Origin of the sequence: Pseudomonas sp. SCB32, from assembly GCF_009189165.1 — a bacterium.
GTDB lineage: Bacteria > Pseudomonadota > Gammaproteobacteria > Pseudomonadales > Pseudomonadaceae > Pseudomonas.
This window is the reverse complement of sequence record NZ_CP045118.1, coordinates 3,932,006-3,950,030: the sequence shown is the minus strand read 5'-3', so window position 1 is coordinate 3,950,030 and position 18,025 is coordinate 3,932,006. Positions and strand designations below refer to the sequence as shown.

General features: G+C 65.3%; 19 protein-coding genes and 1 pseudogene. 9 read left to right on the top strand and 11 right to left on the bottom strand.

Annotated features, from left to right (window positions below; all coding sequences use genetic code 11):
* Nucleotides 1-91: 91 nt before the first annotated feature.
* From GA645_RS17980 to GA645_RS17950, 7 genes and pseudogenes are all read right to left on the bottom strand, one after another.
* The gene (locus tag GA645_RS17980; protein ID WP_152224345.1) at nt 92-1,471 is read right to left on the bottom strand and encodes an ATP-binding protein; all 1,380 of its coding nucleotides are present in this window, start codon (nt 1,469-1,471) and stop codon (nt 92-94) included.
* A complete protein-coding gene (locus GA645_RS17975; RefSeq protein WP_152224344.1) occupies nt 1,471-2,127 on the bottom strand; it encodes a response regulator in 657 nt (218 codons plus the stop codon). Before GA645_RS17975 ends, GA645_RS17980 begins: the two co-directional genes overlap by 1 nt.
* Before the next feature lie 123 nt (nt 2,128-2,250).
* On the bottom strand, nt 2,251-3,048 hold the full coding sequence (locus tag GA645_RS17970) for an SDR family oxidoreductase (RefSeq protein ID WP_152224343.1): 798 nt from the start codon (nt 3,046-3,048) through the stop codon (nt 2,251-2,253).
* Nucleotides 3,049-3,124: 76 nt separating this feature from the next.
* Nucleotides 3,125-3,220: pseudogene (locus GA645_RS28915) on the bottom strand (biliverdin-producing heme oxygenase); the annotation flags it as partial.
* Between the two features lie 11 nt (nt 3,221-3,231).
* Complete coding sequence (locus tag GA645_RS17960; protein ID WP_152224342.1) at nt 3,232-4,698, bottom strand: AMP-binding protein; 1,467 nt, start codon at nt 4,696-4,698, stop codon at nt 3,232-3,234.
* Complete coding sequence (locus GA645_RS17955) at nt 4,688-5,371, bottom strand: thermostable hemolysin (RefSeq protein WP_152224341.1); 684 nt, start codon at nt 5,369-5,371, stop codon at nt 4,688-4,690. Before GA645_RS17955 ends, GA645_RS17960 begins: the two co-directional genes overlap by 11 nt.
* A gap of 83 nt (nt 5,372-5,454) precedes the next feature.
* Nucleotides 5,455-6,360: a LysR family transcriptional regulator gene (locus GA645_RS17950; RefSeq protein WP_152224340.1), complete on the bottom strand. Its 906-nt coding sequence runs from the start codon at nt 6,358-6,360 to the stop codon at nt 5,455-5,457.
* A 101-nt stretch (nt 6,361-6,461) separates the two neighbouring features.
* Between GA645_RS17950 and GA645_RS17945 the strand changes: the two genes are divergently transcribed.
* The 3 genes from GA645_RS17945 to ycaC all read left to right on the top strand — a co-directional run bounded on the left by GA645_RS17945 (nt 6,462) and on the right by ycaC (nt 8,800).
* A complete protein-coding gene (locus tag GA645_RS17945; RefSeq protein WP_152224339.1) occupies nt 6,462-7,328 on the top strand; it encodes a pirin family protein in 867 nt (288 codons plus the stop codon).
* 103 nt (nt 7,329-7,431) lie between these two features.
* Entirely contained in the window at nt 7,432-8,118 is a 687-nt protein-coding gene (locus GA645_RS17940; RefSeq protein ID WP_152224338.1) for a hydrolase, read from the top strand.
* 55 nt (nt 8,119-8,173) lie between these two features.
* Nucleotides 8,174-8,800, top strand: a complete 627-nt coding sequence (gene ycaC, locus GA645_RS17935; protein WP_152224337.1) for an isochorismate family cysteine hydrolase YcaC — start codon at nt 8,174-8,176, stop codon at nt 8,798-8,800.
* Nucleotides 8,801-8,854: 54 nt separating this feature from the next.
* Here the strand turns inward: ycaC and GA645_RS17930 are convergent, their stop codons facing one another.
* The 3 genes from GA645_RS17930 to GA645_RS17920 all read right to left on the bottom strand — a co-directional run bounded on the left by GA645_RS17930 (nt 8,855) and on the right by GA645_RS17920 (nt 11,428).
* The gene (locus tag GA645_RS17930; RefSeq protein WP_152224336.1) at nt 8,855-9,085 is read right to left on the bottom strand and encodes a hypothetical protein; all 231 of its coding nucleotides are present in this window, start codon (nt 9,083-9,085) and stop codon (nt 8,855-8,857) included.
* Nucleotides 9,086-9,340: 255 nt separating this feature from the next.
* Entirely contained in the window at nt 9,341-9,622 is a 282-nt protein-coding gene (locus GA645_RS17925; RefSeq protein WP_152224335.1) for a hypothetical protein, read from the bottom strand.
* Nucleotides 9,623-9,880: 258 nt separating this feature from the next.
* Entirely contained in the window at nt 9,881-11,428 is a 1,548-nt protein-coding gene (locus GA645_RS17920) for a diguanylate cyclase (RefSeq protein WP_152224334.1), read from the bottom strand.
* A 445-nt stretch (nt 11,429-11,873) separates the two neighbouring features.
* On the opposite strand from GA645_RS17920, the gene GA645_RS17915 reads away from it, so the two are divergent.
* The 3 genes from GA645_RS17915 (at nt 11,874) to GA645_RS17905 (ending at nt 14,323) form a co-directional block, all read left to right on the top strand.
* Entirely contained in the window at nt 11,874-12,626 is a 753-nt protein-coding gene (locus tag GA645_RS17915; RefSeq protein ID WP_152224333.1) for a helix-turn-helix domain-containing protein, read from the top strand.
* 169 nt (nt 12,627-12,795) lie between these two features.
* The gene (locus tag GA645_RS17910) at nt 12,796-13,569 is read left to right on the top strand and encodes an SDR family NAD(P)-dependent oxidoreductase (protein WP_152224332.1); all 774 of its coding nucleotides are present in this window, start codon (nt 12,796-12,798) and stop codon (nt 13,567-13,569) included.
* Nucleotides 13,570-13,666: 97 nt separating this feature from the next.
* The gene (locus GA645_RS17905; protein ID WP_152224331.1) at nt 13,667-14,323 is read left to right on the top strand and encodes a nuclear transport factor 2 family protein; all 657 of its coding nucleotides are present in this window, start codon (nt 13,667-13,669) and stop codon (nt 14,321-14,323) included.
* Between the two features lie 122 nt (nt 14,324-14,445).
* On the opposite strand, the gene GA645_RS17900 is transcribed toward GA645_RS17905, so the two are convergent.
* Nucleotides 14,446-15,135 carry a GNAT family N-acetyltransferase gene (locus GA645_RS17900; RefSeq protein WP_152224330.1) on the bottom strand — a complete coding sequence of 230 codons (690 nt, stop codon included), beginning with the start codon at nt 15,133-15,135 and terminating at the stop codon, nt 14,446-14,448.
* A gap of 197 nt (nt 15,136-15,332) precedes the next feature.
* Here GA645_RS17900 and GA645_RS17895 point away from each other — a divergent pair, with 197 nt between their 5' ends.
* The 3 genes from GA645_RS17895 (at nt 15,333) to GA645_RS17885 (ending at nt 17,409) form a co-directional block, all read left to right on the top strand.
* Nucleotides 15,333-15,734, top strand: a complete 402-nt coding sequence (locus tag GA645_RS17895) for a helix-turn-helix domain-containing protein (protein WP_152224329.1) — start codon at nt 15,333-15,335, stop codon at nt 15,732-15,734.
* A 204-nt stretch (nt 15,735-15,938) separates the two neighbouring features.
* Entirely contained in the window at nt 15,939-16,358 is a 420-nt protein-coding gene (locus tag GA645_RS17890; protein ID WP_152224328.1) for an organic hydroperoxide resistance protein, read from the top strand.
* A 73-nt stretch (nt 16,359-16,431) separates the two neighbouring features.
* Complete coding sequence (locus tag GA645_RS17885) at nt 16,432-17,409, top strand: alpha/beta hydrolase (protein ID WP_152224327.1); 978 nt, start codon at nt 16,432-16,434, stop codon at nt 17,407-17,409.
* Nucleotides 17,410-18,025 lie beyond the last annotated feature (616 nt).

The window sequence follows — 18,025 nt, the reverse complement described above, 5'->3', positions numbered from 1 at the left end:
ACGGGTGCTCTTTTCTGAAAGCATAAGCCGCCGAGGGAAAATCTCCATCGGCCAAATGGGTTATGAAATTATTCTCGACGCGGGATGAAGATCAGGGACGAGGTTCGCCTCGCACGGGCAGGCGAATGCGCGCCTGCAGACCGCCCTCGGGGCGGTTGCTCAACCGTGCCTCGCCACCCAGACGCTGCACCGCCCGGTTGACGATGGACAGACCCAGGCCCGCGCCGCTGGGGTTGCCTTCACTGTAGAAGCGCTCGAAGGCCCGCTCCAGCCGGGCTTCCTCTATCCCCGGGCCGCTGTCCTGCACGGTCAGCAGCAGGTCGCTGCCCTGGCGTTCGAGGGCGACCCTTACGGTGGCGCCGGCCGGGGAGAAATTCACCGCATTGCTGACCAGGTTCTGCAGGATCACTTCCAGTGCAGCGCGATCGCTGAGGGTGTGGTAGTCGCCGCTGGCGATCTCCAGGTCGGGCTCGACCTGCTGGCGCAGCATCCAGGGGGTCAGCTCGGCGAGGCTGTCGGTGATCAGGGTCTGTACATCCAGCATTTTCCAGAGGCTGCGGTTGGACACCGGTTCCAGGCGCGCCAGGGTCAGCAACTGATTGACCACCCGGCTGAGTCGGTCGACTCCATCGATCAGGAAGTCCAGGGCCTTCTGGCGCTGCTCCTCATTGTCCGCCTGGGTGGCGTTCTGCGCATGCAGGCGCAGAACCGCCAGCGGCGTACGCATCTCATGGGCGGCGTCGGCGATGAAGCGATGCTCGCGCTGGAGCAGCGAATCCACCTGGCTGAGCAGGCGGTTGAGGGCCGCCTGCATCGGCTCCAGCTCGCGCGGCAGCGGCACCAGTTGCAACGGTTCCAGCGAATCGGCGTGCCGGGCGCGGATGACTCGCGCCATGTTCTGCAGGGGCTCCAGCCCCCAGCCGATGGCAAGCCAGACCAGCAGCGCCAGCGCCAGGCTGCCGGCCAGGAAGGGCAGCAGGGTGTGGCGGACGATGCGGCCAACCAGGTCGTCGCGCACGTCGTAGCGCTCGCCGACCCAGATCACCAGCTTCTGCGCCGGCACCGGCAGCACGAAGCCACGCCATTGCTGACCGTCGCGGGTCTCGGTGGTGAAGCCGGGTACCCTCGGCGGGGTATCGAAGCCCGGCGCGCTGGGCGAGCGTACGTGCAGTTCACCGTCATCGCTCCACACGGCGAAGGCCAGCTTGTTTTCGTAGGGGTGTCCGGGACGTCCCTCGCCGGACTGGCTGAGCGCTTCGTTGAACGCGTGGTACAGCGTCCGCCGCTCGGCACCGGCCAGCGGCAGGCTCATCACGCCCTGTAGCAGGCGGGCGTTCTGCGCCAGGTGGGCGTCGTAGATTTCGGCGATCTCGTGGCTGCTGTCGTGGTGGTTGTACAGCGCCAGCAGGCCGGTGCCCACCAGCAGCAGGAGCATCACCCGCCACAGGGTGCGGTTGCGCAACGAGCTCATCAGGCTTCCACCAGGTAGCCGATGCCCCGCACGGTGCGGATCAGGCCGCTGAACAGCTTCTTGCGCAGGTGCGAGATGTGCACTTCCAGGGTGTTGCTTTCGGCGCTTTCATCCCAGCCGTAGAGCAGCTGGGTCAGGCGGTCACGGGTGAAGACCTTGCCCGGTTGCGCCAGCAGCTCGTGCAGCAGCTGGTACTCCTTGGGCGTGAGCACCACGGGTTGACCCTGGAAATGGACCTGCTGGGTCGAGGGGTCGAGGCTGACCCCGGCGTGTTCGATCAGCGCCCGTGCCCTGCCGCTGCTGCGACGCAGCAGGGCGCGCAGGCGGGCCTGGAGTTCATTGAGATCGAAAGGTTTGACCAGATAGTCGTCGGCGCCGGCATCCAGCCCGGCGATGCGGTCTTCGGTAGCGTCGCGGGCGGTGAGGATCAGCACCGGCACCGTCGAGCCGGAAGCGCGCACGCGGCCGAGCACCTGCAGACCGTCCAGGCGCGGCAGCCCGAGGTCGAGCACCACCAGGTCGAACTCCTCGGTCTGCAAGGCGTGCAGCGCACTGGCGCCATCCTGCAGCCAGTCAATGGTGTAGCCCTCCTGGCGCAGGCCGGTGCGAACGCCTTCGCCCAGAGCCTGGTCATCCTCTACCAACAGCAAACGCATGATCAGTCCTGTACTGCGTGAATTTCCATGAGTAAAGCATCGAACCCGGCGCGCCGTCCCGCGCCTGGGGCGCCTAGGGCAGGGCGCTCGGGTGGTGGAGCGACGGAGCGGGCACGCATGACATCAGGGCTGTTGCCCATGGCGGCTGTGGCGGCGGATCAGCGGCAGCTGTTTGCGCAGTGCGCGATCGAGGATGCCGGGCAGCATGCCATTGATGCGCACGAAGAGTTTTTCCGGCCAGCCCAGGTAGAGCTCGCCGCGCTTTCCTTCGATGGCTGCGAGCACGGCCCGGGCGACATCACGGGGATCGTCCGTGCGGGACTTGAGCGCGTCGTTGAGCGCCATCGCCGCGGCGCTGTTCATGCCGGTGCGGGTCGTGCGTGGGGCCACGTAGAGCACGTCCACCGTGGTGTCCGCCAGCTCGCGGCGCATGGCTTCGGAGAAGCCGCGCAGGGCGAACTTGCTGGCGCAATAGACCGCATAGCCCGGATAGCCGATGGAGCCGTAGATCGAGCCGACGTTGACCACCAGCGCCTCGTGCTGCTCGCGCAGCATCGGCACCAGCAGGCGGGTGAGGTGCAGGGTGGCGGCGATGTTCAGCTCGATCATGTCGTCCAGCCGCGACTCATCCAACTGGTCGAGCATGGCGAACTGGTTGACCCCGGCGGCATTGATCAGCAGGTTGAGCCCGCCGTTGCACCGCACCCTATCCAGCAGGGCCTGGCGGTCCGCGCCATTGCGCAGGTTGGCGGCCTGCCAGTGCAGATGCTCGGGGTAATGCTGCATCAGCTCGATCAGCGCGCCGGCGTGGCGGCTCACCGCCAGGACCTGGGCACCGGCCGCGCAGAGCTGCTCGGCCAGTTGCAGACCGATGCCGCCGCTGGCGCCGGTGAGCACTACGCGGCACTCAGGCAAGCGCATGCTGCACCTCGTCGTGCTGCGACCGGGCGCCTGGCAGGGCGCGGCGGGTGTCGACATGCCGGTGGCGGGCGATCTCCGACGCCTGGCCTGGCGCCTCGCGGACCACCGGGACACCGAACAGCGCTTCGCGCTCCGTGGCGGTGGCCGACTGCAGGCTATCGAAGAAGGGCATGGGCCAGCGCCTCACTCGGTGACCATTTCGGAAAGGGCTTCGCGGTACCGTTCGAGAATGGCGGCGCGGCGTGGGCGGCCGTTGGCGGTGAGCAGGCCGCTGGCGCTGCTGAAAGGTTCCGGCAGGCGCGCCCAGCGATGCACGCGGGCGTAGTCCGGCAGCAGCTGGTTGCACTGGTGCACCGCCTGTTCCAGGGCCTGATCGGTGCAGGTCGGGTCCACCGGCCAGAGCAGCGCCAGGGTCTGGTGCAGGCCTTCGCCATGGACGAAGGCCTGGAGCACCACGCCGTTCTGCGTCAGTTCGGCTTCGATCCATTCCGGGTTGACGTTGCGGCCGAAGCGGGTGATGAACTGGTTCTTCTTGCGGCCGGCGAGGTACAGGTAGCCGTCCTCGTCGAAACGGCCGAGGTCGCCGGTCGGCCACCACTGCCCGGCGTGTGGCGGTTCACCGAGATAGCCGAGCAGGGCAGAGCCGCTGACCAGCACCTCGCCATCCTCGGCCAGCTTCACCTGTACATGGGGCAGGGGCCTGCCCACGCTGCCCGGACGCACCGCGCCAGGGCGGTTCAGGCAGACCACCGAGGCGCATTCGGAGAGCCCGTAGCCCTCGAACACTGGCAGCCCGACGGCGGCGGCGCGTTGCAGCAGCGACGGCGCCACCCGGGTGCCGCCCACGGCGACGAACTTCAGCGCGCCGGGACGCATCACGCCGCGCTCGATGGCGGTGACCAGGCCGAGCAGCAGTTGCGGCACCAGGAACAGGCTTTGCGTGCCACTCAGGGCGATGGCGCCAAGCAGGCGCTTCCAGTTCACGTTGCTCGACCCGCTCAGCCCCAGCTGTTCGGTGGGCAGCAGGGTGAGCGTGGCGCCGGCGCACAGGGCGGCGTACAAGCCGAGGTTTTCCAACAGCACCGCCAGCGGCAGGACCGCCAGGTAGCGGTCGGGCTCGGCTGGCCGGCTCGCGGCTTCCAGTTCACGGGCAACCCGCAGCAGGGCGCCGGCATCCAGGCATACGCCCTTGGGGGTGCCGGTACTGCCGGAGGTGTAGGTAATCTTCGCCGTACCCAGGGGCAGGCCGGCGTCCACCACCGCCGGGCGGTACCAGAAGGTCTCGCCACGGCTGAAACCGTTGCTGCGCAGCTCGTCCTCAAGGCCCGGCTCGACCAGGGCCAGGCTGGCCTGGCTTTGCATCAGGCAGTGGGCGCGCTGGGACTTGCTGAAGAGGGGCGGCAGGATGAGGCAGGGGCGCTCGCTGAACAGCGCGGCCAGGTCCCAGATCAGGGCTTCCGGACCATTGTCCAGCACCAGCGCCAAGGCGCCGCCCGGTTGTGCGGCGAGGTGGGCCGCGCGCTGCTCCACGGCCTCCAGCAACTGCGCGTAGCTGTAGCGCTGGGTCGCGCCCCGCAGCGCCAGGCGCTCGCCATGGTCACGGGCGTGGTGGCGCAGATGGTGCAGGAAGTCTTCCAGCTCAGGCCGCATGCACGAGCCTCGCGCGGTAGAGCAGCACCGGGAGCCCCAGGCGCTGGTACGCCCCGCTGTTCTCCAGCTGTTCATGGCCGTAGCGGATGCTGCCGGTGAACACCTGGGGGTGCTGGTCGTAGTAATTGCCCCAGTCGGCCAGCTCGCCGTTCAGCCGGGCCGGGTTGGCCGGCGCCAGCACCGTCGGCTCCAGGCCCAGGCGATGGAAGCTGTTGACCAGCCGCGCAGCGCCGGTGAAGGCGACCCAGCGCAGCCCGCGCGCGGCCAGCAGCCAGGTCATCGCGGCAATGATCAGGCGTGCGCTGCCGGCATTCCGGGCGGCCAGGTTGCCCACTTCCGCCAGCTCCTCGCGCGGCACGGCATAACCGGCGAGGCGCGATACCGGATATTCCAGCGGCTCGTCCAGGTAGCGTTCGAGGAACAGCGGCTCGCGCAGCGCCAGGCGGATGCCGGCGACCGCCACCAGCGCGCCATGGCGGTCGCGCAGGCTGAGCAGCTCGGGCAGGTACTGGTGCAGGTCGGCGTGGTAGATGCGGTCGAAGCGCTCGTGCACGAAGGTTTCGATCTCGTGCCGCTGCGGATCGTCACGGCCGATCAGGCACAGGCTCGCCAGGTGCGTGTCGCGCGGACCGAAGCGGAACGGAAACAGTGACTCCCATTCGGACTGGGTCATGACGTCCCCCCCAACACTTTGGAGATAGTTCGTTAGGAGAGTATCCGTGGCGAATCTGAATGCAGCCTTAAGGCGCGAGCGGTTCAGGCCATGTCGCTGCGCTCGAACGCTTCGGCGAGAAAGTCCAGCAGTGCCCGCACCGATGGCAGCAGGCCGCGACGCGAGGGGAACACCGCGTGGACCACCCCGGTGCGTGGCGACCAGTCGGGCAGCAGGTTGACCAGGCTGCCGTCATTGAGGTCCTCGCACACCACCACCGCCGGCAGGTGCACCGCGCCGACCCCGGCCAGCGCGGCCTGGCGCAGCGCCATCAGGTCATCGGTGACCAGCCGTGGGTGATGGCGCACCTGGGCGCTGGCGCCCTTGGGGCCGTCCAGTTGCCAGTGGTATTCGCGCTGCACCGAGCCCCAGTGCAGCGTCGGCAACGCCGCCACGTCGGCGGGGATCGGTCGCGCCGTCAACCGCTCGCGCAACGACGGCGAACCGACCACACGCTGGCGGCTCTCGCCCAGCACCTTCATGACCAGGTCGCTGCTCTCCAGCGGCGGGAAGCGCACCCGCAGGGCTACGTCGATGCCTTCCTGGATCAGGTCCACCTGGCGGTTGGTGCTTTCCACATGCAGCGCCACCAGCGGGTGCTCGATCATGAAGCGCGCCAGCATCGGGCCGACCCAGAAGTTCAGCAGGGCGGTGGGGCAGCTCAGCCGCACCACGCCCTGGGGCTCGGAACGGTGGCGCTCGATCACCTCGGCCGCGCCTTCGGCTTCCACCAGCATCGCCAGGCAGTGGCGGTAGTACTCCTGGCCGATCTCGGTCACCGAAAAATGCCGGGTGGAGCGCTGGATCAGGCGTACCCCCAGGCGCTCCTCCAGCGAGGAGATGCGTCGGCTGAGCTTCGACTTGGGCTGGTCCAGGGCGCGCCCGGCGGGGGCGAAGCCGCCGTGTTCGACGACCTGGGCGAAGTAATAGAGATCGTTGAGGTCTTCCATTTCAGTGTTCTCCGGATGGAACTCTGAGGTGAATTATCGCCGTCTACCGACTCCATTGTTGCAGATTTATCGTGTCTCCCATGCACTACAGGAGGCACCCCATGAAACAGATTCTTGGTATCTACAGCGCACCCCGGCCGCACTGGGTCGGTGATGGCTTCCCGGTCCGCTCGCTGTTCTCCTACGACAACCTGGGTGAGCACCTGAGCCCCTTCCTGCTGCTGGACCACGCCGGTCCCCATGACTTCACCGCCAGCGACAGCCCACGCGGCGTCGGCCAGCACCCGCACCGCGGTTTCGAGACGGTAACCATCGTCTACCAGGGCGAACTGGAACACCGCGACTCCAGCGGCGGCGGTGGGCGCATCGGCCCCGGCGACGTGCAATGGATGACTGCCGGCAACGGCATCCTCCACGAGGAATTCCACTCGCCCGACTTCAGCCGCAGTGGCGGCACGCTGCACATGGCGCAGCTCTGGGTGAACCTGCCGGCACGTGACAAGCGCACCGCGCCGGCCTACCAGACGCTGCTGGCGGCGGACATCCCGCAGGTCGAGCTGCCCGACGGCGCTGGCACCCTGCGGGTGATCGCCGGCCGCTACCACGGCGCAGCGGGCCCGGCCCACACCTTCAGCCCACTGGATGTCTGGGACATGCGCCTGAATGCGGGTCGCACGCTGGACCTGCGGGTCACCCCCGGGCGCAACACCGCCCTGGTAGTCCTGCGCGGCAACCTGCGGCTGGGCAGTGGCGAAAGCCTGCGGGAAGGGCAACTGGCGTTGTTCGACCCGCGAGGCGACAGCCTGCTGCTGGAAGCCGACAGCGATGCCCTGGTCCTGCTGCTCAGTGGCGAGCCGCTGAACGAGCCGATCGTCGGCTATGGCCCCTTCGTGATGAACAGCGACACAGAGATCCGCGAGGCCATCGACGACTTCCGCGAAGGCCGCTTCGGCCAACTGATCCGATGAGTGTCACATCCCGGACTTGGCGAGCGCCTAGTCTGGATCATCTCCCTCGCTGGAGTGCGAGGGGCACCGTGGGTCGGGACGGCCCTTCCGAGGAGAAACCAACATGAGCAACTTCTCTCAGATCGCCAACTTCAACGGCCAGCGTCCGGTGATCGATCCCGACGACACCGCCATGCTGCTCATCGACCACCAGAGCGGCCTGTTCCAGACGGTCAAGGACATGCCCATGACCGAGCTGCGCAACAACGCCATCACCCTGGCGCGGATCGCCACCCTGGCGAAGATCCCGGTCATCACCACGGCGTCGGTACCACAAGGTCCCAACGGCCCGTTGATTCCGGAAATCCACGAAGCCGCACCGCACGCCCAATACGTGGCGCGCAAGGGCGAGATCAACGCCTGGGACAACCCCGAGTTCGTCGCCGCCGTGGAGAAGACCGGCAAGAAGACCCTGGTCATCGCCGGCACCATCACCAGCGTGTGCATGGCCTTCCCGGCCATTGCCGCGGTCAACGCCGGCTATCGGGTCTTCGCCGTGATCGACGCCTCCGGCACCTACTCCAAGGCCGCCCAGGAAATCACCCTGGCCCGTGTGGTACAGGCCGGCGTGGTACCGATGGACACCGCCGCGGTGGCGTCGGAAATCCAGCGCACCTGGAACCGCCCCGACGCCGCCCAATGGGCCGAGGCCTATAGCCTGATCTTCCCCCACTACCGTCTGCTGATCGAAAGCTACACCAAGGCGCAGCAAGTAGTGACCGCGCACGAAGTACTGGACTCGCAACGCTGACTCACCCTGGCCCGGCGATCGCGCCGGGCACTTCACCCGCAAACGAGGAAACGCCATGAGCAAGCCCTACGTCCGTCTCGACAAGACCCAGGCCGCCGTACTGCTGGTCGATCACCAGGCCGGTCTGCTATCCCTGGTACGCGACATCGAACCGGACAAGTTCAAGAACAACGTCCTGGCCCTGGCCGACCTGGCCAAGTACTTCAAGCTGCCGACGATCCTCACCACCAGCTTCGAAAACGGCCCCAACGGCCCGCTGGTGCCGGAGCTGAAGGACCTGTTCCCGGAAGCCCCCTACATCGCCCGCCCGGGCAACATCAACGCCTGGGACAACGAGGACTTCGTCAAGGCCGTCAAGGCCACCGGCAAGAAGCAGCTGATCATCGCCGGCGTGGTGACCGAGGTCTGCGTGGCTTTCCCGGCGCTCTCGGCGCTGGCCGAAGGCTTTGATGTGTTCGTGGTGGCGGATGCGTCCGGCACCTTCAACGAAGTCACCCGCGATGCCGCCTGGCGCCGCATGGAGGCCGCCGGCGCGCAGATGATGACCTGGTTCGGCGTGGCCTGTGAGCTGCACCGCGACTGGCGCAACGACATCGAAGGCCTGGCCGCGCTGTTCTCCGCGCACATCCCGGACTACCGCAACCTGATCACCGCCTACAGCACGCTGACGTCCAAGAAGTAAGCCCCTTCGTTCGCCCGGCTGCCGCAGGAGACTCGCCTGCGGCAGCCGGACGAATCATTCCGGAGAGCGCCGGTAGCGGACGCTCGGCGTGATGAAACACTTGCCGAGCGACCAGTGCGGCACGCCGTGCCGGGCCTCCTGCAGCAGCTGGAAGAAGCGGATCAGATAGCCCGCCTCGAAGCATTCGCGGGCGACGCCCGCGCCGTACTCACGACGTACCTTGAACAGCGCATTCCATGGGGCCGACTGGCCGTCCGGCGCCAAGGCGAGCTGCGCCTCGTGCATGCCCCGTCGCAATAGTCCGAGGTTCTTGCCCTGGGTCGGTGTCAGTGGGATGCGCCGGCAGTAGGGCGTCGCGGGGGATTTCCCGGAAGTTGCTCAGCACCTTCAGGTGAGCGAGCCAGAAGCCGTGCTCGACGTGTTCCTGCGCGCGCTCCAGCAAGGCCAACAGTTGAGGTTCCTGGTGGTGCCGTGGCAGGGCGCGCATCGACTCGATGGTCTGCATGGCGGCGCCCTAGTGGGCCATGGCCGGGTCGGTGCTCATCGTTCTGCTGGCCCCGCCTTGTAGCCGGGGCGCTCCAGCGCCAGTTCGTAGAGCTGGCGCGCCTCGCTCACCAGCGGGGCCAGTGCGGAGGCGAGCCGGGCGGTGGCGTGGATCAGGCCACGATCGCTGTCGTCCTCCATCAGTTGCAGCAGGTCCTCGACCGCCGTGATGCGCCGCAGTGCGGCTTCACGCAGATATTCGGCGGGAGCCAGGGCGTTGATGAAGAAAACGTTGTTGCCGGGTTGGCCGGCGAAGGGGATGGGGAGAAACTCTCGCATGGGGCACCTCCGGGGGAGGGGCTGGGAAGAGCGATCGAGAAGGGCGCTCTGTTTGCCATTTCTTGCGACTTCGCGAACCCGTTTGGCCTTTTCCGGAGCACACCTTCTTCTCATCGCAGGACGATCGCTTACGACAGGCCGTTTCGACCTCGAGTCCCGTGCGTATCCCTGTGGTGCGCTCTCACGGCTACCGACCGACGGGCCGCGCCCGCCATGGCGTCTCATGGTGAGCGGCGGGGCGCCCTGCGTGAGGTCCGCTCAGCTGGCGACGACCCGGTTGCGTCCGGTCTGTTTCGCCTGATAGAGGCGCTCGTCGGCGCGCTTGAGCATGGCGTCCGGCTCGCCGCCACCGTAGGCGACACCGATGGAGATGGTCAGGAACCCGACCCCGGGCACCTCGGTCACCTCGATGGCCTGGCGGATGCGTTCGGCGATGCCGCCGGCAATGTCCAGCGCCGTGTCCGGCAACAGCAGGATGAACTCCTCGCCACCCGAGCGGCAGGCCAGGTCCTCGCCTCGCGAGTGCTGCTTGAGCGTTGCCGCGACCTGCTTCAGCGCCTCGTCTCCCGCGTCGTGGCCAAAGGTGTCGTTGACCCGCTTGAAGTGATCGATATCCAGGGCCAGCACCGAGTACGGCCGCTGGGTTTCCTGCAGCAGTTCCAGCGCCGCATCCAGCGCCCGCCGGTTGGCCAGGCCGGTCAGCGGGTCGCTCTGCGCTTCGTGGCTGAGCTGGCCCAGCTTCTGCTGCAGCAGTTGCACACCGGTGAGCAGCGCCTGGCGTATGGCGGCGGCTTCCGCGTACCAGGCCTTCACGTCGCGCAGCTGCCCAGTGGTCTCCGCTGCCGCGAGGTGATTCGCGCCTTGGGCCAGTTGCCGCAAGGGCCGGGTGATCAACAGCGTGCCCAGCCAGATCATCACCAGCCCGATCAGGCTCGCCGGGATGATGTCGATGAGCATGGCGATCATCAGCCGGTGCAACGGCGCCAGCGTAAGCTCACGTGGCTGCTGTGCCACCACCGCCCAGTTGGCCTCGGGCACCGGCGCATAGCCGGAGATCATCGAAATGCCCTGGAAGTTGACGATCGGCTTCGCGCCGCTTTCACCGCGCAGCGCGGCGTCCACCGAGGCACTCTTGCCGATCACCGCGCCGAGCCGGGGAGGGGCGGGGTGGAACAGCAGGCGCCGGTTGCCGTCGGCGACGAAGGCAAAGGTGCCGTCGTGTTGAAAGTGGCTGCTGATGATGGAATGCAGCACGCTCTGCTTGAGGATGTACACCGAGCCGCCCACCACGCCGAGGAACTCCCCCGAGGGACTGAAGATCGGCTGGGAGATGAACACCACCAGATTCCCGGCCATCGACTCATAGGCCTGGCTGACCAGCGGGCGACGCTCCTTCAGCGCCTGCGCGACCCCCTCCGAGCGCAGCGTGGTGCCGACGATCTGCAGCGCGTCGGGGTAGGCCTGCAGTACCTGGCCGTAGGCGTCGACGACGGTGATGGAATTGAAGTACGAGTCCTGCGCCTGCAGCCGCATGGCTTCGGCCCGGATGAGCGTCGGATCGTCCATGTGCCGGGACAGCACCGTGGTGCTGTAGCGCAGGTGGCGTTGCGCCGAGCCGAGGAACTCGCCGATGCCGGAGGCGACCTTCGCGGCGTAGGCGCTGTTGGCTTCCAGTGCCGAGTGGATCAGCGCATCGCGCTGTACCCGGTAGGCGACGAACAGGCTGTTGCACAGCGTGGCGAGGGTGCTCAGCAGCACGAAGACCAGGATCAGCCCGCGCAGGGTGATGGAGCGGTGCCTGATCATGCGGGGCGCCACTCCGGCCGTGGGGAGAGGCGGGTGTTGGCTTGGGTGGTGGGCGTTTCTGTCGCGGGGTTCGCGGATTGGGCCATGAAAATGCTCGGGTCCGATCGGGTCAGGAAGCGCCGCCGTTGGTGGGCGCATTGCAGAGCATAGGCAAGTGTTGGCGGAGGGCCATGACGCATTTCACGGAAGCGCGCGGAGATGGGGCTCGGTTCAGGAGCGGCCGCCCGTGGCCGAAGCCGGCGACCGCCAGAACTGACAGTGCGCGGGGCGCTGATCCGGTGCAGATCGAACAGGTGATGCTTGGGGCCGTGGCACCCGGCGCGTTGCCTACTCAGCCAGGTTGGCTGGAGATAGAGTGCCTGCCCACCCTTCGTGCCCGCCGAGCCGCTCAACTCGTCACGGCCATGCCAACGCTCCGAACGTGCGACTGGAAGGACGCCCGACCATGCATCCGAAGAACCTCGATGGGGCCACCGATGAAACGCTGCTGCTCGCGGAGCTGAAGCGCTTGTTGAAGGATCGCAATATCCGTTACTGCGGTATCGCCGAGCAGCTGAACGTCAGCGAGACGACCATCAAGCGCAAGTTGACCGGGCATGGTCTGAGCGTTTCGATGCTCGAGTCGGTTTGCGCCATCGCCGGTGTCCGCCTCATCGATCTGGCCGAGCTGGCGGCGCGGCGCAGCGACAACAAGATTCAGGCGTTGAGCCTGGAACAGGAGCAGGGCTTGGCCGATGCCCCGTTCACCGCGTTCATCTTCCTGCTGTTGCGCTATGACTGGACACCCCGGGAGATACAGCAGGAGTTCGGCCTGGATGAGCCAGGCATCTTCCTTCATTTGCGCCACCTGGAAAAACTTCGCCTGCTCGACCTGTTCCCCGGTAACCGTGTCCGTCTGTTGACGGTCCGGCATCCGCAGTGGATTCCGGGAGGCCCGTTGCGACGGGCAGTGAACGACGCCATGCGCCGGCAGTTCGAGGCGATGGATTTCCATGACTCGCAGTCGCTCTGGCAGCTCGAAACCGTCAAGTTGTCGCGCGGATCGATCGACCAGCTGCGGCAGATGATGGCGTCGCTGTCTCAGCGCATGCGCGAACTCGCCACCGACGATCGCTCCCTGCCGGCGGGGCAGACCGAGTGGTACAGCATGCTCTGCATGGCTCGCCTGACCGATCCGCGGATTTTCTGGGCCAAGTGACACCGGCCGAGGTGTCACCCTTCCCGCGCGTACCGCATCGCGCCACCGAAAAGTGTCTCCTGATGATACTCAATTAAAATCCAGGCATCAGCGTATTGAGGCGGGATCGCTTGCTGATACTTTTCCTCGACGACAATGTGTCGAACCACCGAGGTCAGGAGAAGCAGCCATGCGAAAGAGCGGATTCCCAGAAGGCGCCACACTGATCTTTGGCGGTAGCGGTGGCATCGGGCAGGGCGTTGCCCTTGAGTTCGCACGCGCTGGAGTGCCGGTAGCCGTCGGCTATCGGAGCAAGGCCGAGGTGGCGGAGCGCGTCGCCGGCCAGATCCGCGAGGAGGGCGTCAACGCAAGCACCCACCCGGTCGATGTCACCGACCCCGCGCAGATCAAGGCGACGCTGGACGCCGCCATTGCCGCTCACGGCCGCGTGCACACTATCGTCTGGGCGGCAGGTCCTTTCGTGAACCAGCTGCATATCAGCGAAATGGGTCCCGATGACTGGAAGCGCGCCATCGATGTCGAGGTTATGGGCTTCTTCAATGCCGCCAAGGCCGCGCTGCCGCACCTGCGCGCCGCGGGGGGCGGTTCGTTCGTCACGCTGGGCTCCGCCGGCCACCTGCGCTGGCCGGATCGTGATGGCCTGTCGGTCGCGCCGAAGGCCGCCAATGAGTCGCTGATAAAGGGCCTCGCCCGCGAGGAAGGCCGCTACAACATCCGCGCGAACTCCGTCCTGGTGGGTGTCATCGAGGCCGGCATGTTCCCGCAGCTCCTGGAGCAGGGGCAGTTCGACCAGAAGTGGATCGACGAAACGCTGCAGATGCTGGCGCTCAAGCGCTGGGGCAAGCCCGAGGAAATCGGTCGTGCCGCCGTGTTCCTGGCATCCGACAACGCGGCCTACATCACCGGGCAGCAACTGAACGTGTCCGGCGGCTACGGCATCTAGGGCATTGCCCCGGATCTGCGACGGAGTAAGTCGGCGGGGAAGGAGAGTGGCTCAGCGCCTGAGCCACATTTCCCGAGTGGCCACGGAGAAGTGCAGCATGAATCAGCAGAGCAAGGTGGACGCTATGGGGCGCGCAGAGCCCGGCGCGCTTCCGACCGAGGGCTTGCCCGATGCAGCCGCGAGCAGGACTGCGACGCTGCAGCCGCACCCGGTCGACCTGTCGGAGATGGTCGAGAAATTCGCGCTCCAGCAACTCGCCTGGACTTATTGCCATGCGATCGACCGCGGCGATCTACGGCTCCTACGCAGCCTCTACCACGACGACGCGATCGACGATCACGGCCCGATGTTCCGCGGCTCGCCCGACGAGTATGTCGCCTGGCTGCCCGGCATGCTGGCCAACTGGGAATCGACCTCCCACGTCATCTCGAACATGCTCTTTCTTGTCGAGGGGCATCAGGCCGAAGGCGAACTGGCGGTGCTGGCCTACCACCGCACGCCCGGCCCGGATTTGCGTGAGGTCATCGCCCGGGGGCGCTATCTCGACCGCTACGAAAAACGCGATGGCATCTGGCGCTTCTATCGGCGCTCGCTGGTGCTCGACTCGATGGAGGAGCGCATCGCGCCGGCAGGCTGCAGCCCTTCGCTCGATGAGGGCATTGAGACGGGCAGGGCCGATGCCGGTGATGCCTGCTTTACGCGGCTCGCCATGTTTGCCCGGCAGAGGGGCCTGCCGGACGAGTATCGTCGGTAATGCTTCGGTTTCCTGGCTGACGGCCGTCTGGTATCCGAAGCGCATGAACCTGGGGGCAGAACCCGGCGACTCAAGGCGCCGCCGGAGATGAGCGGGTCTTTGCAGTCCGTCCCCCTCGGCCATCAGTGCAGCGTGGGAAAACGTTCCGTCACCAATGCCTGGGCCTGATGGGCCATCTGGTCGAGCAGGCGGTCGCGCTTTTTCTCGGCTTCGCTCATGGCCTTCCTGCCGTGTTGCTTCACCAGGTAGGCGTGGATCTGCCGCACTTCCTTGGATTGGAAGATCGGGGCCAGATCCTGCACAGCGACCATTCCGTCCGAGCGGTGATCGCGGGTGTTCAGCAGCACATGCGGTCCCTGCGCCGCCAGTACCCGAAAGCCCATCGCCTCGAAGGTCGGCACCTTGCCCGCCGCGCAAGCCAGCTCGGCGTGGGGACGATGCTCGATCATCCGTTGCAACAGCGCCCGGGCAATGCCGCGTCGGCGGTGGCTGGCCGTGACCGCCATATAGGCCAGCGTGCAGGCCTCGGCATCATCCTGGCTCGGCAGGTACAGGGCGAAACCGAGCACCTGGGAGGGGTCTTCATCATCCAGGGCCAGGATCAACCGCACGGTGCCATCCAGAGCGCCGTCCATGGTCTGCAGATACAGGTGCACCTCGTAGCCAACCACGTACTGATACAGCTGATAGAGCGGATTGCTGGGCGTCAGCGGCACCGGGCTGATGTCGCTGAAATAGTCCACCACCATCTGTAGCACCTGACTCTTCAGGGATTCGGGCGGCGGTGTGTCCAGGTTTACAAGGGTGAACATCAGGAATTGGCTCCGGGCGTGCCCGATCCGGGGAATCGGCGCGGGCGCCATTGTAGCGCCCGCGTGCACCGAACGTTCTCGCCGCACGCACAGGGGGCGCTCAGGCAACGGGATATAGCCTTCATGCGCGGCGCAAAGAGTGGAGCGATGGGTTGATAGCGTTTGCTTTCAACCCATACCTGAATTAATGGATGTGTATGAACAAGGACAAACCTACCGTGCTGGCGATTCTCGCACTGGCTTCGACAGGGCAGCTCAAACCCTGGCAGATAAGAACTGCCAAACAACTGATGCTGGACAGGCTGGATACCGGCATTTCAGTGACCGAACTAGCCGAAGCTTGCGCATTGTCGCGCAGTCAGTTCTCACGCATGTTCAAGGAAAGCACCCGGATGTCCCCGCAGCGATGGCTGCGTGAACAGCGGGTCATGAAGAGCAGAGAGTTATTGAAGGCTTCCACGATGTTGCTCGCAGAGATCGCGCTGGAATGCGGCTTCTGCGATCAATCTCACTTCTGCCGTACCTTCGTGAAGACTGAAGGCATGACACCGCAGGCTTGGCAGCAACAAGCAATCTGCCCGATTCCGGCCGCTGCTTGAGACGGTAAGGCATCATCAACGCGGCGGCGAGCCCAAGCGGACTGAGGTGTAACCCTTTGAAAATCAATTTGTTACAGCGACAGATGAATCTTTAAAAGGCTTACGCGCAAATTTATTTAGCGATAACTAGTTGTGTATTGTTAGTGAACAAATATTTTAATCGCTAACAAAATCCCCCGAAGACATTCAAAAGTGAGGAAAGCCATGAAAGTTCTCTACACCGCAGTCGCAACCGCAACCGGTGGTCGTGATGGCCGAGCCATCTCCAACGACGAGAACCTCGACGTAAAACTGGCCACTCCGAAGGAACTGGGCGGTGCCGGTGGTGACGCCACCAACCCTGAGCAACTGTTCGCCGCTGGTTACTCGGCCTGCTTCATCGGTGCGCTGAAGTTCGTCGCCAGCCAGAGCAAACGCAGCATTCCAGCCGACGCCTCGATCACTGCGCGGGTCGGCATTGGCCAGATCCCAGGCGGCTTTGGCCTGGATATCGACCTGAACATCAACCTGCCAGGCCTGGAGCAAGTCGATGCACAAGCGTTGGTGGAGGCGGCCCACCAAGTGTGCCCGTACTCCAATGCGACCCGTGGCAACGTCGATGTCCGTCTGCACGTCACCGTCTAACTTCCCGCCTCACCAGAAACAGGAAATATGAAATGAACGTTTTGGCCAAACACTCGCTGGTTCGCTCCTTGCCTTGTCGATCGGTAACGCATTCGCTGACTCTGGCGTCGAACACAACACCCAGGCATTCCTCGATGCACTGAACTCAGGCAGTGGTAAACCCATCGAACAGCTTTCGCCGAAGGACGCCCGCGCTGTACTGACCGGCGCTCAGGCCGGGGTAAAACTGACCCTGCCCAAGGCGGATGTCAGCGAGAAGACCATCACCATCACCGTCGACGGCCAGGACATCAGCTTGACCATCGTGCGTCCGGCGGGTGTGAAGGGGACCTTGCCTGTGTTCATGTACTTCCACGACGGTGGCTGGGTGCTCGGCGACTTCCCGACCCATGAGCGCCTGGTGCGCGATCTGGTCGTCGGGTCCGGGGCGGTGGCGGTGTTCGTCAATTACACCCCGTCCCCTGAAGCGCATTACCCGACGGCGATCAACCAGGCCTACGGGGCAACCAAATGGGTGGCCGAGCACGGCAAGGAAATCAATGTCGACGGTAAGCGCCTGGCGGTAGCGGGCAACAGCGTCGGCGGCAACATGGCAGCCGTGGTCAGCCTGATGGCCAAGGATAAAGGTACCCCGGCCATCAAGTACCAGGTGCTGCTGTGGCCAGTGACCGACGCCAACTTCGAGACAGCGTCGTACAACCAGTACGCCGAGGGGCACTTCCTCACCAAGAACATGATGAAGTGGTTCTGGGACAACTACACCACCGACCCCAAGCAACGTGCCGCGATCTACGCCTCGCCGCTGCGCGCTACCACTGAGCAGTTGAAAGGCCTGCCGCCAGCGCTGGTCCAGACCGCGAGTGCCGATGTGCTGCGTGACGAAGGGGAAGCCTACGCGCGCAAACTGGACCAAGCCGGCGTGCCGGTCACTGCGGTGCGCTACAACGGCATGATCCATGACTACGGCTTGCTGAACGTGGTCAGCCAGGTTCCGGCGGTACGCTCTGCAATGCTGCAGGCTTCCGAAGAGCTGAAGGTTCATTTGAAGTGACCCCCACTCAAGACCGGAGATGTATGCCATGAACTGGTAATCACCGCCGGAAACGAAAAACCCGCTAAACAGCGGGATTTTTTTGTTTTCGGTGTAGCGTTAGCAGCCCTCCGCCAAGGGCATCTATGGGTCGATTTCAGCCGGTTGCAAGAGGCAGCTATTGGCCGATTGCAGCCTCTGGAGAGCGTCAGCTACCGACCCGAAGCGGACTGTCACCCAAGCACAGATAAAAGCCGCCACATTTTGAATGTGGCGGCTTTTCCGTCATGCCAATTTACTTAACTTTTTTAATTACTGGCGGCTACCAGCTGCCGTCGATGATCGGCTCACCGCGTAATCCCCGATCTCCTAGTCGACCTCATCACCGTCGTCAGGGACTATGAACTCGCATGAGGGAGTCGCCGACCAGTCGATGGCATGCTCCGTAGGGAGCACCAGCTTGAGTCTCATGGGACAATGAATTCGGACTGTTTCCTGGACCGCGCCACGGCAGGGGAGAGCCACTCCTGCTGCGGACTGCCTTTGCCGGTCAGCACCAGGTATCCCCAAGCGGCGGGTCATCAATTACGAGTCATGGTGCCCTTAGCGGAGCTTGACCTGCTGACTGACGGCTCCC

Excerpts from the sequence above, each read along its gene's own strand:
- GA645_RS17975 (WP_152224344.1), bottom strand. The coding sequence starts at position 2,127 with ATGCGTTTGCTGTTGGTAGAGGATGACCAGGCTCTGGGCGAAGGCGTT.
- GA645_RS17925 (WP_152224335.1), bottom strand. The coding sequence starts at position 9,622 with ATGCGAGAGTTTCTCCCCATCCCCTTCGCCGGCCAACCCGGCAACAAC.
- GA645_RS17890 (WP_152224328.1), top strand. The coding sequence starts at position 15,939 with ATGAAAGTTCTCTACACCGCAGTCGCAACCGCAACCGGTGGTCGTGAT.
- GA645_RS17920 (WP_152224334.1), bottom strand. The coding sequence starts at position 11,428 with ATGATCAGGCACCGCTCCATCACCCTGCGCGGGCTGATCCTGGTCTTC.
- GA645_RS17980 (WP_152224345.1), bottom strand. The coding sequence starts at position 1,471 with ATGAGCTCGTTGCGCAACCGCACCCTGTGGCGGGTGATGCTCCTGCTG.
- GA645_RS17940 (WP_152224338.1), top strand. The coding sequence starts at position 7,432 with ATGAGCAACTTCTCTCAGATCGCCAACTTCAACGGCCAGCGTCCGGTG.
- GA645_RS17895 (WP_152224329.1), top strand. The coding sequence starts at position 15,333 with ATGAACAAGGACAAACCTACCGTGCTGGCGATTCTCGCACTGGCTTCG.
- GA645_RS17930 (WP_152224336.1), bottom strand. The coding sequence starts at position 9,085 with ATGCACGAGGCGCAGCTCGCCTTGGCGCCGGACGGCCAGTCGGCCCCA.
- GA645_RS17950 (WP_152224340.1), bottom strand. The coding sequence starts at position 6,360 with ATGGAAGACCTCAACGATCTCTATTACTTCGCCCAGGTCGTCGAACAC.
- GA645_RS17945 (WP_152224339.1), top strand. The coding sequence starts at position 6,462 with ATGAAACAGATTCTTGGTATCTACAGCGCACCCCGGCCGCACTGGGTC.
- GA645_RS17955 (WP_152224341.1), bottom strand. The coding sequence starts at position 5,371 with ATGACCCAGTCCGAATGGGAGTCACTGTTTCCGTTCCGCTTCGGTCCG.
- GA645_RS17900 (WP_152224330.1), bottom strand. The coding sequence starts at position 15,135 with ATGTTCACCCTTGTAAACCTGGACACACCGCCGCCCGAATCCCTGAAG.
- ycaC (WP_152224337.1), top strand. The coding sequence starts at position 8,174 with ATGAGCAAGCCCTACGTCCGTCTCGACAAGACCCAGGCCGCCGTACTG.
- GA645_RS17905 (WP_152224331.1), top strand. The coding sequence starts at position 13,667 with ATGAATCAGCAGAGCAAGGTGGACGCTATGGGGCGCGCAGAGCCCGGC.
- GA645_RS17915 (WP_152224333.1), top strand. The coding sequence starts at position 11,874 with ATGCATCCGAAGAACCTCGATGGGGCCACCGATGAAACGCTGCTGCTC.
- GA645_RS17960 (WP_152224342.1), bottom strand. The coding sequence starts at position 4,698 with ATGCGGCCTGAGCTGGAAGACTTCCTGCACCATCTGCGCCACCACGCC.
- GA645_RS17970 (WP_152224343.1), bottom strand. The coding sequence starts at position 3,048 with ATGCGCTTGCCTGAGTGCCGCGTAGTGCTCACCGGCGCCAGCGGCGGC.
- GA645_RS17910 (WP_152224332.1), top strand. The coding sequence starts at position 12,796 with ATGCGAAAGAGCGGATTCCCAGAAGGCGCCACACTGATCTTTGGCGGT.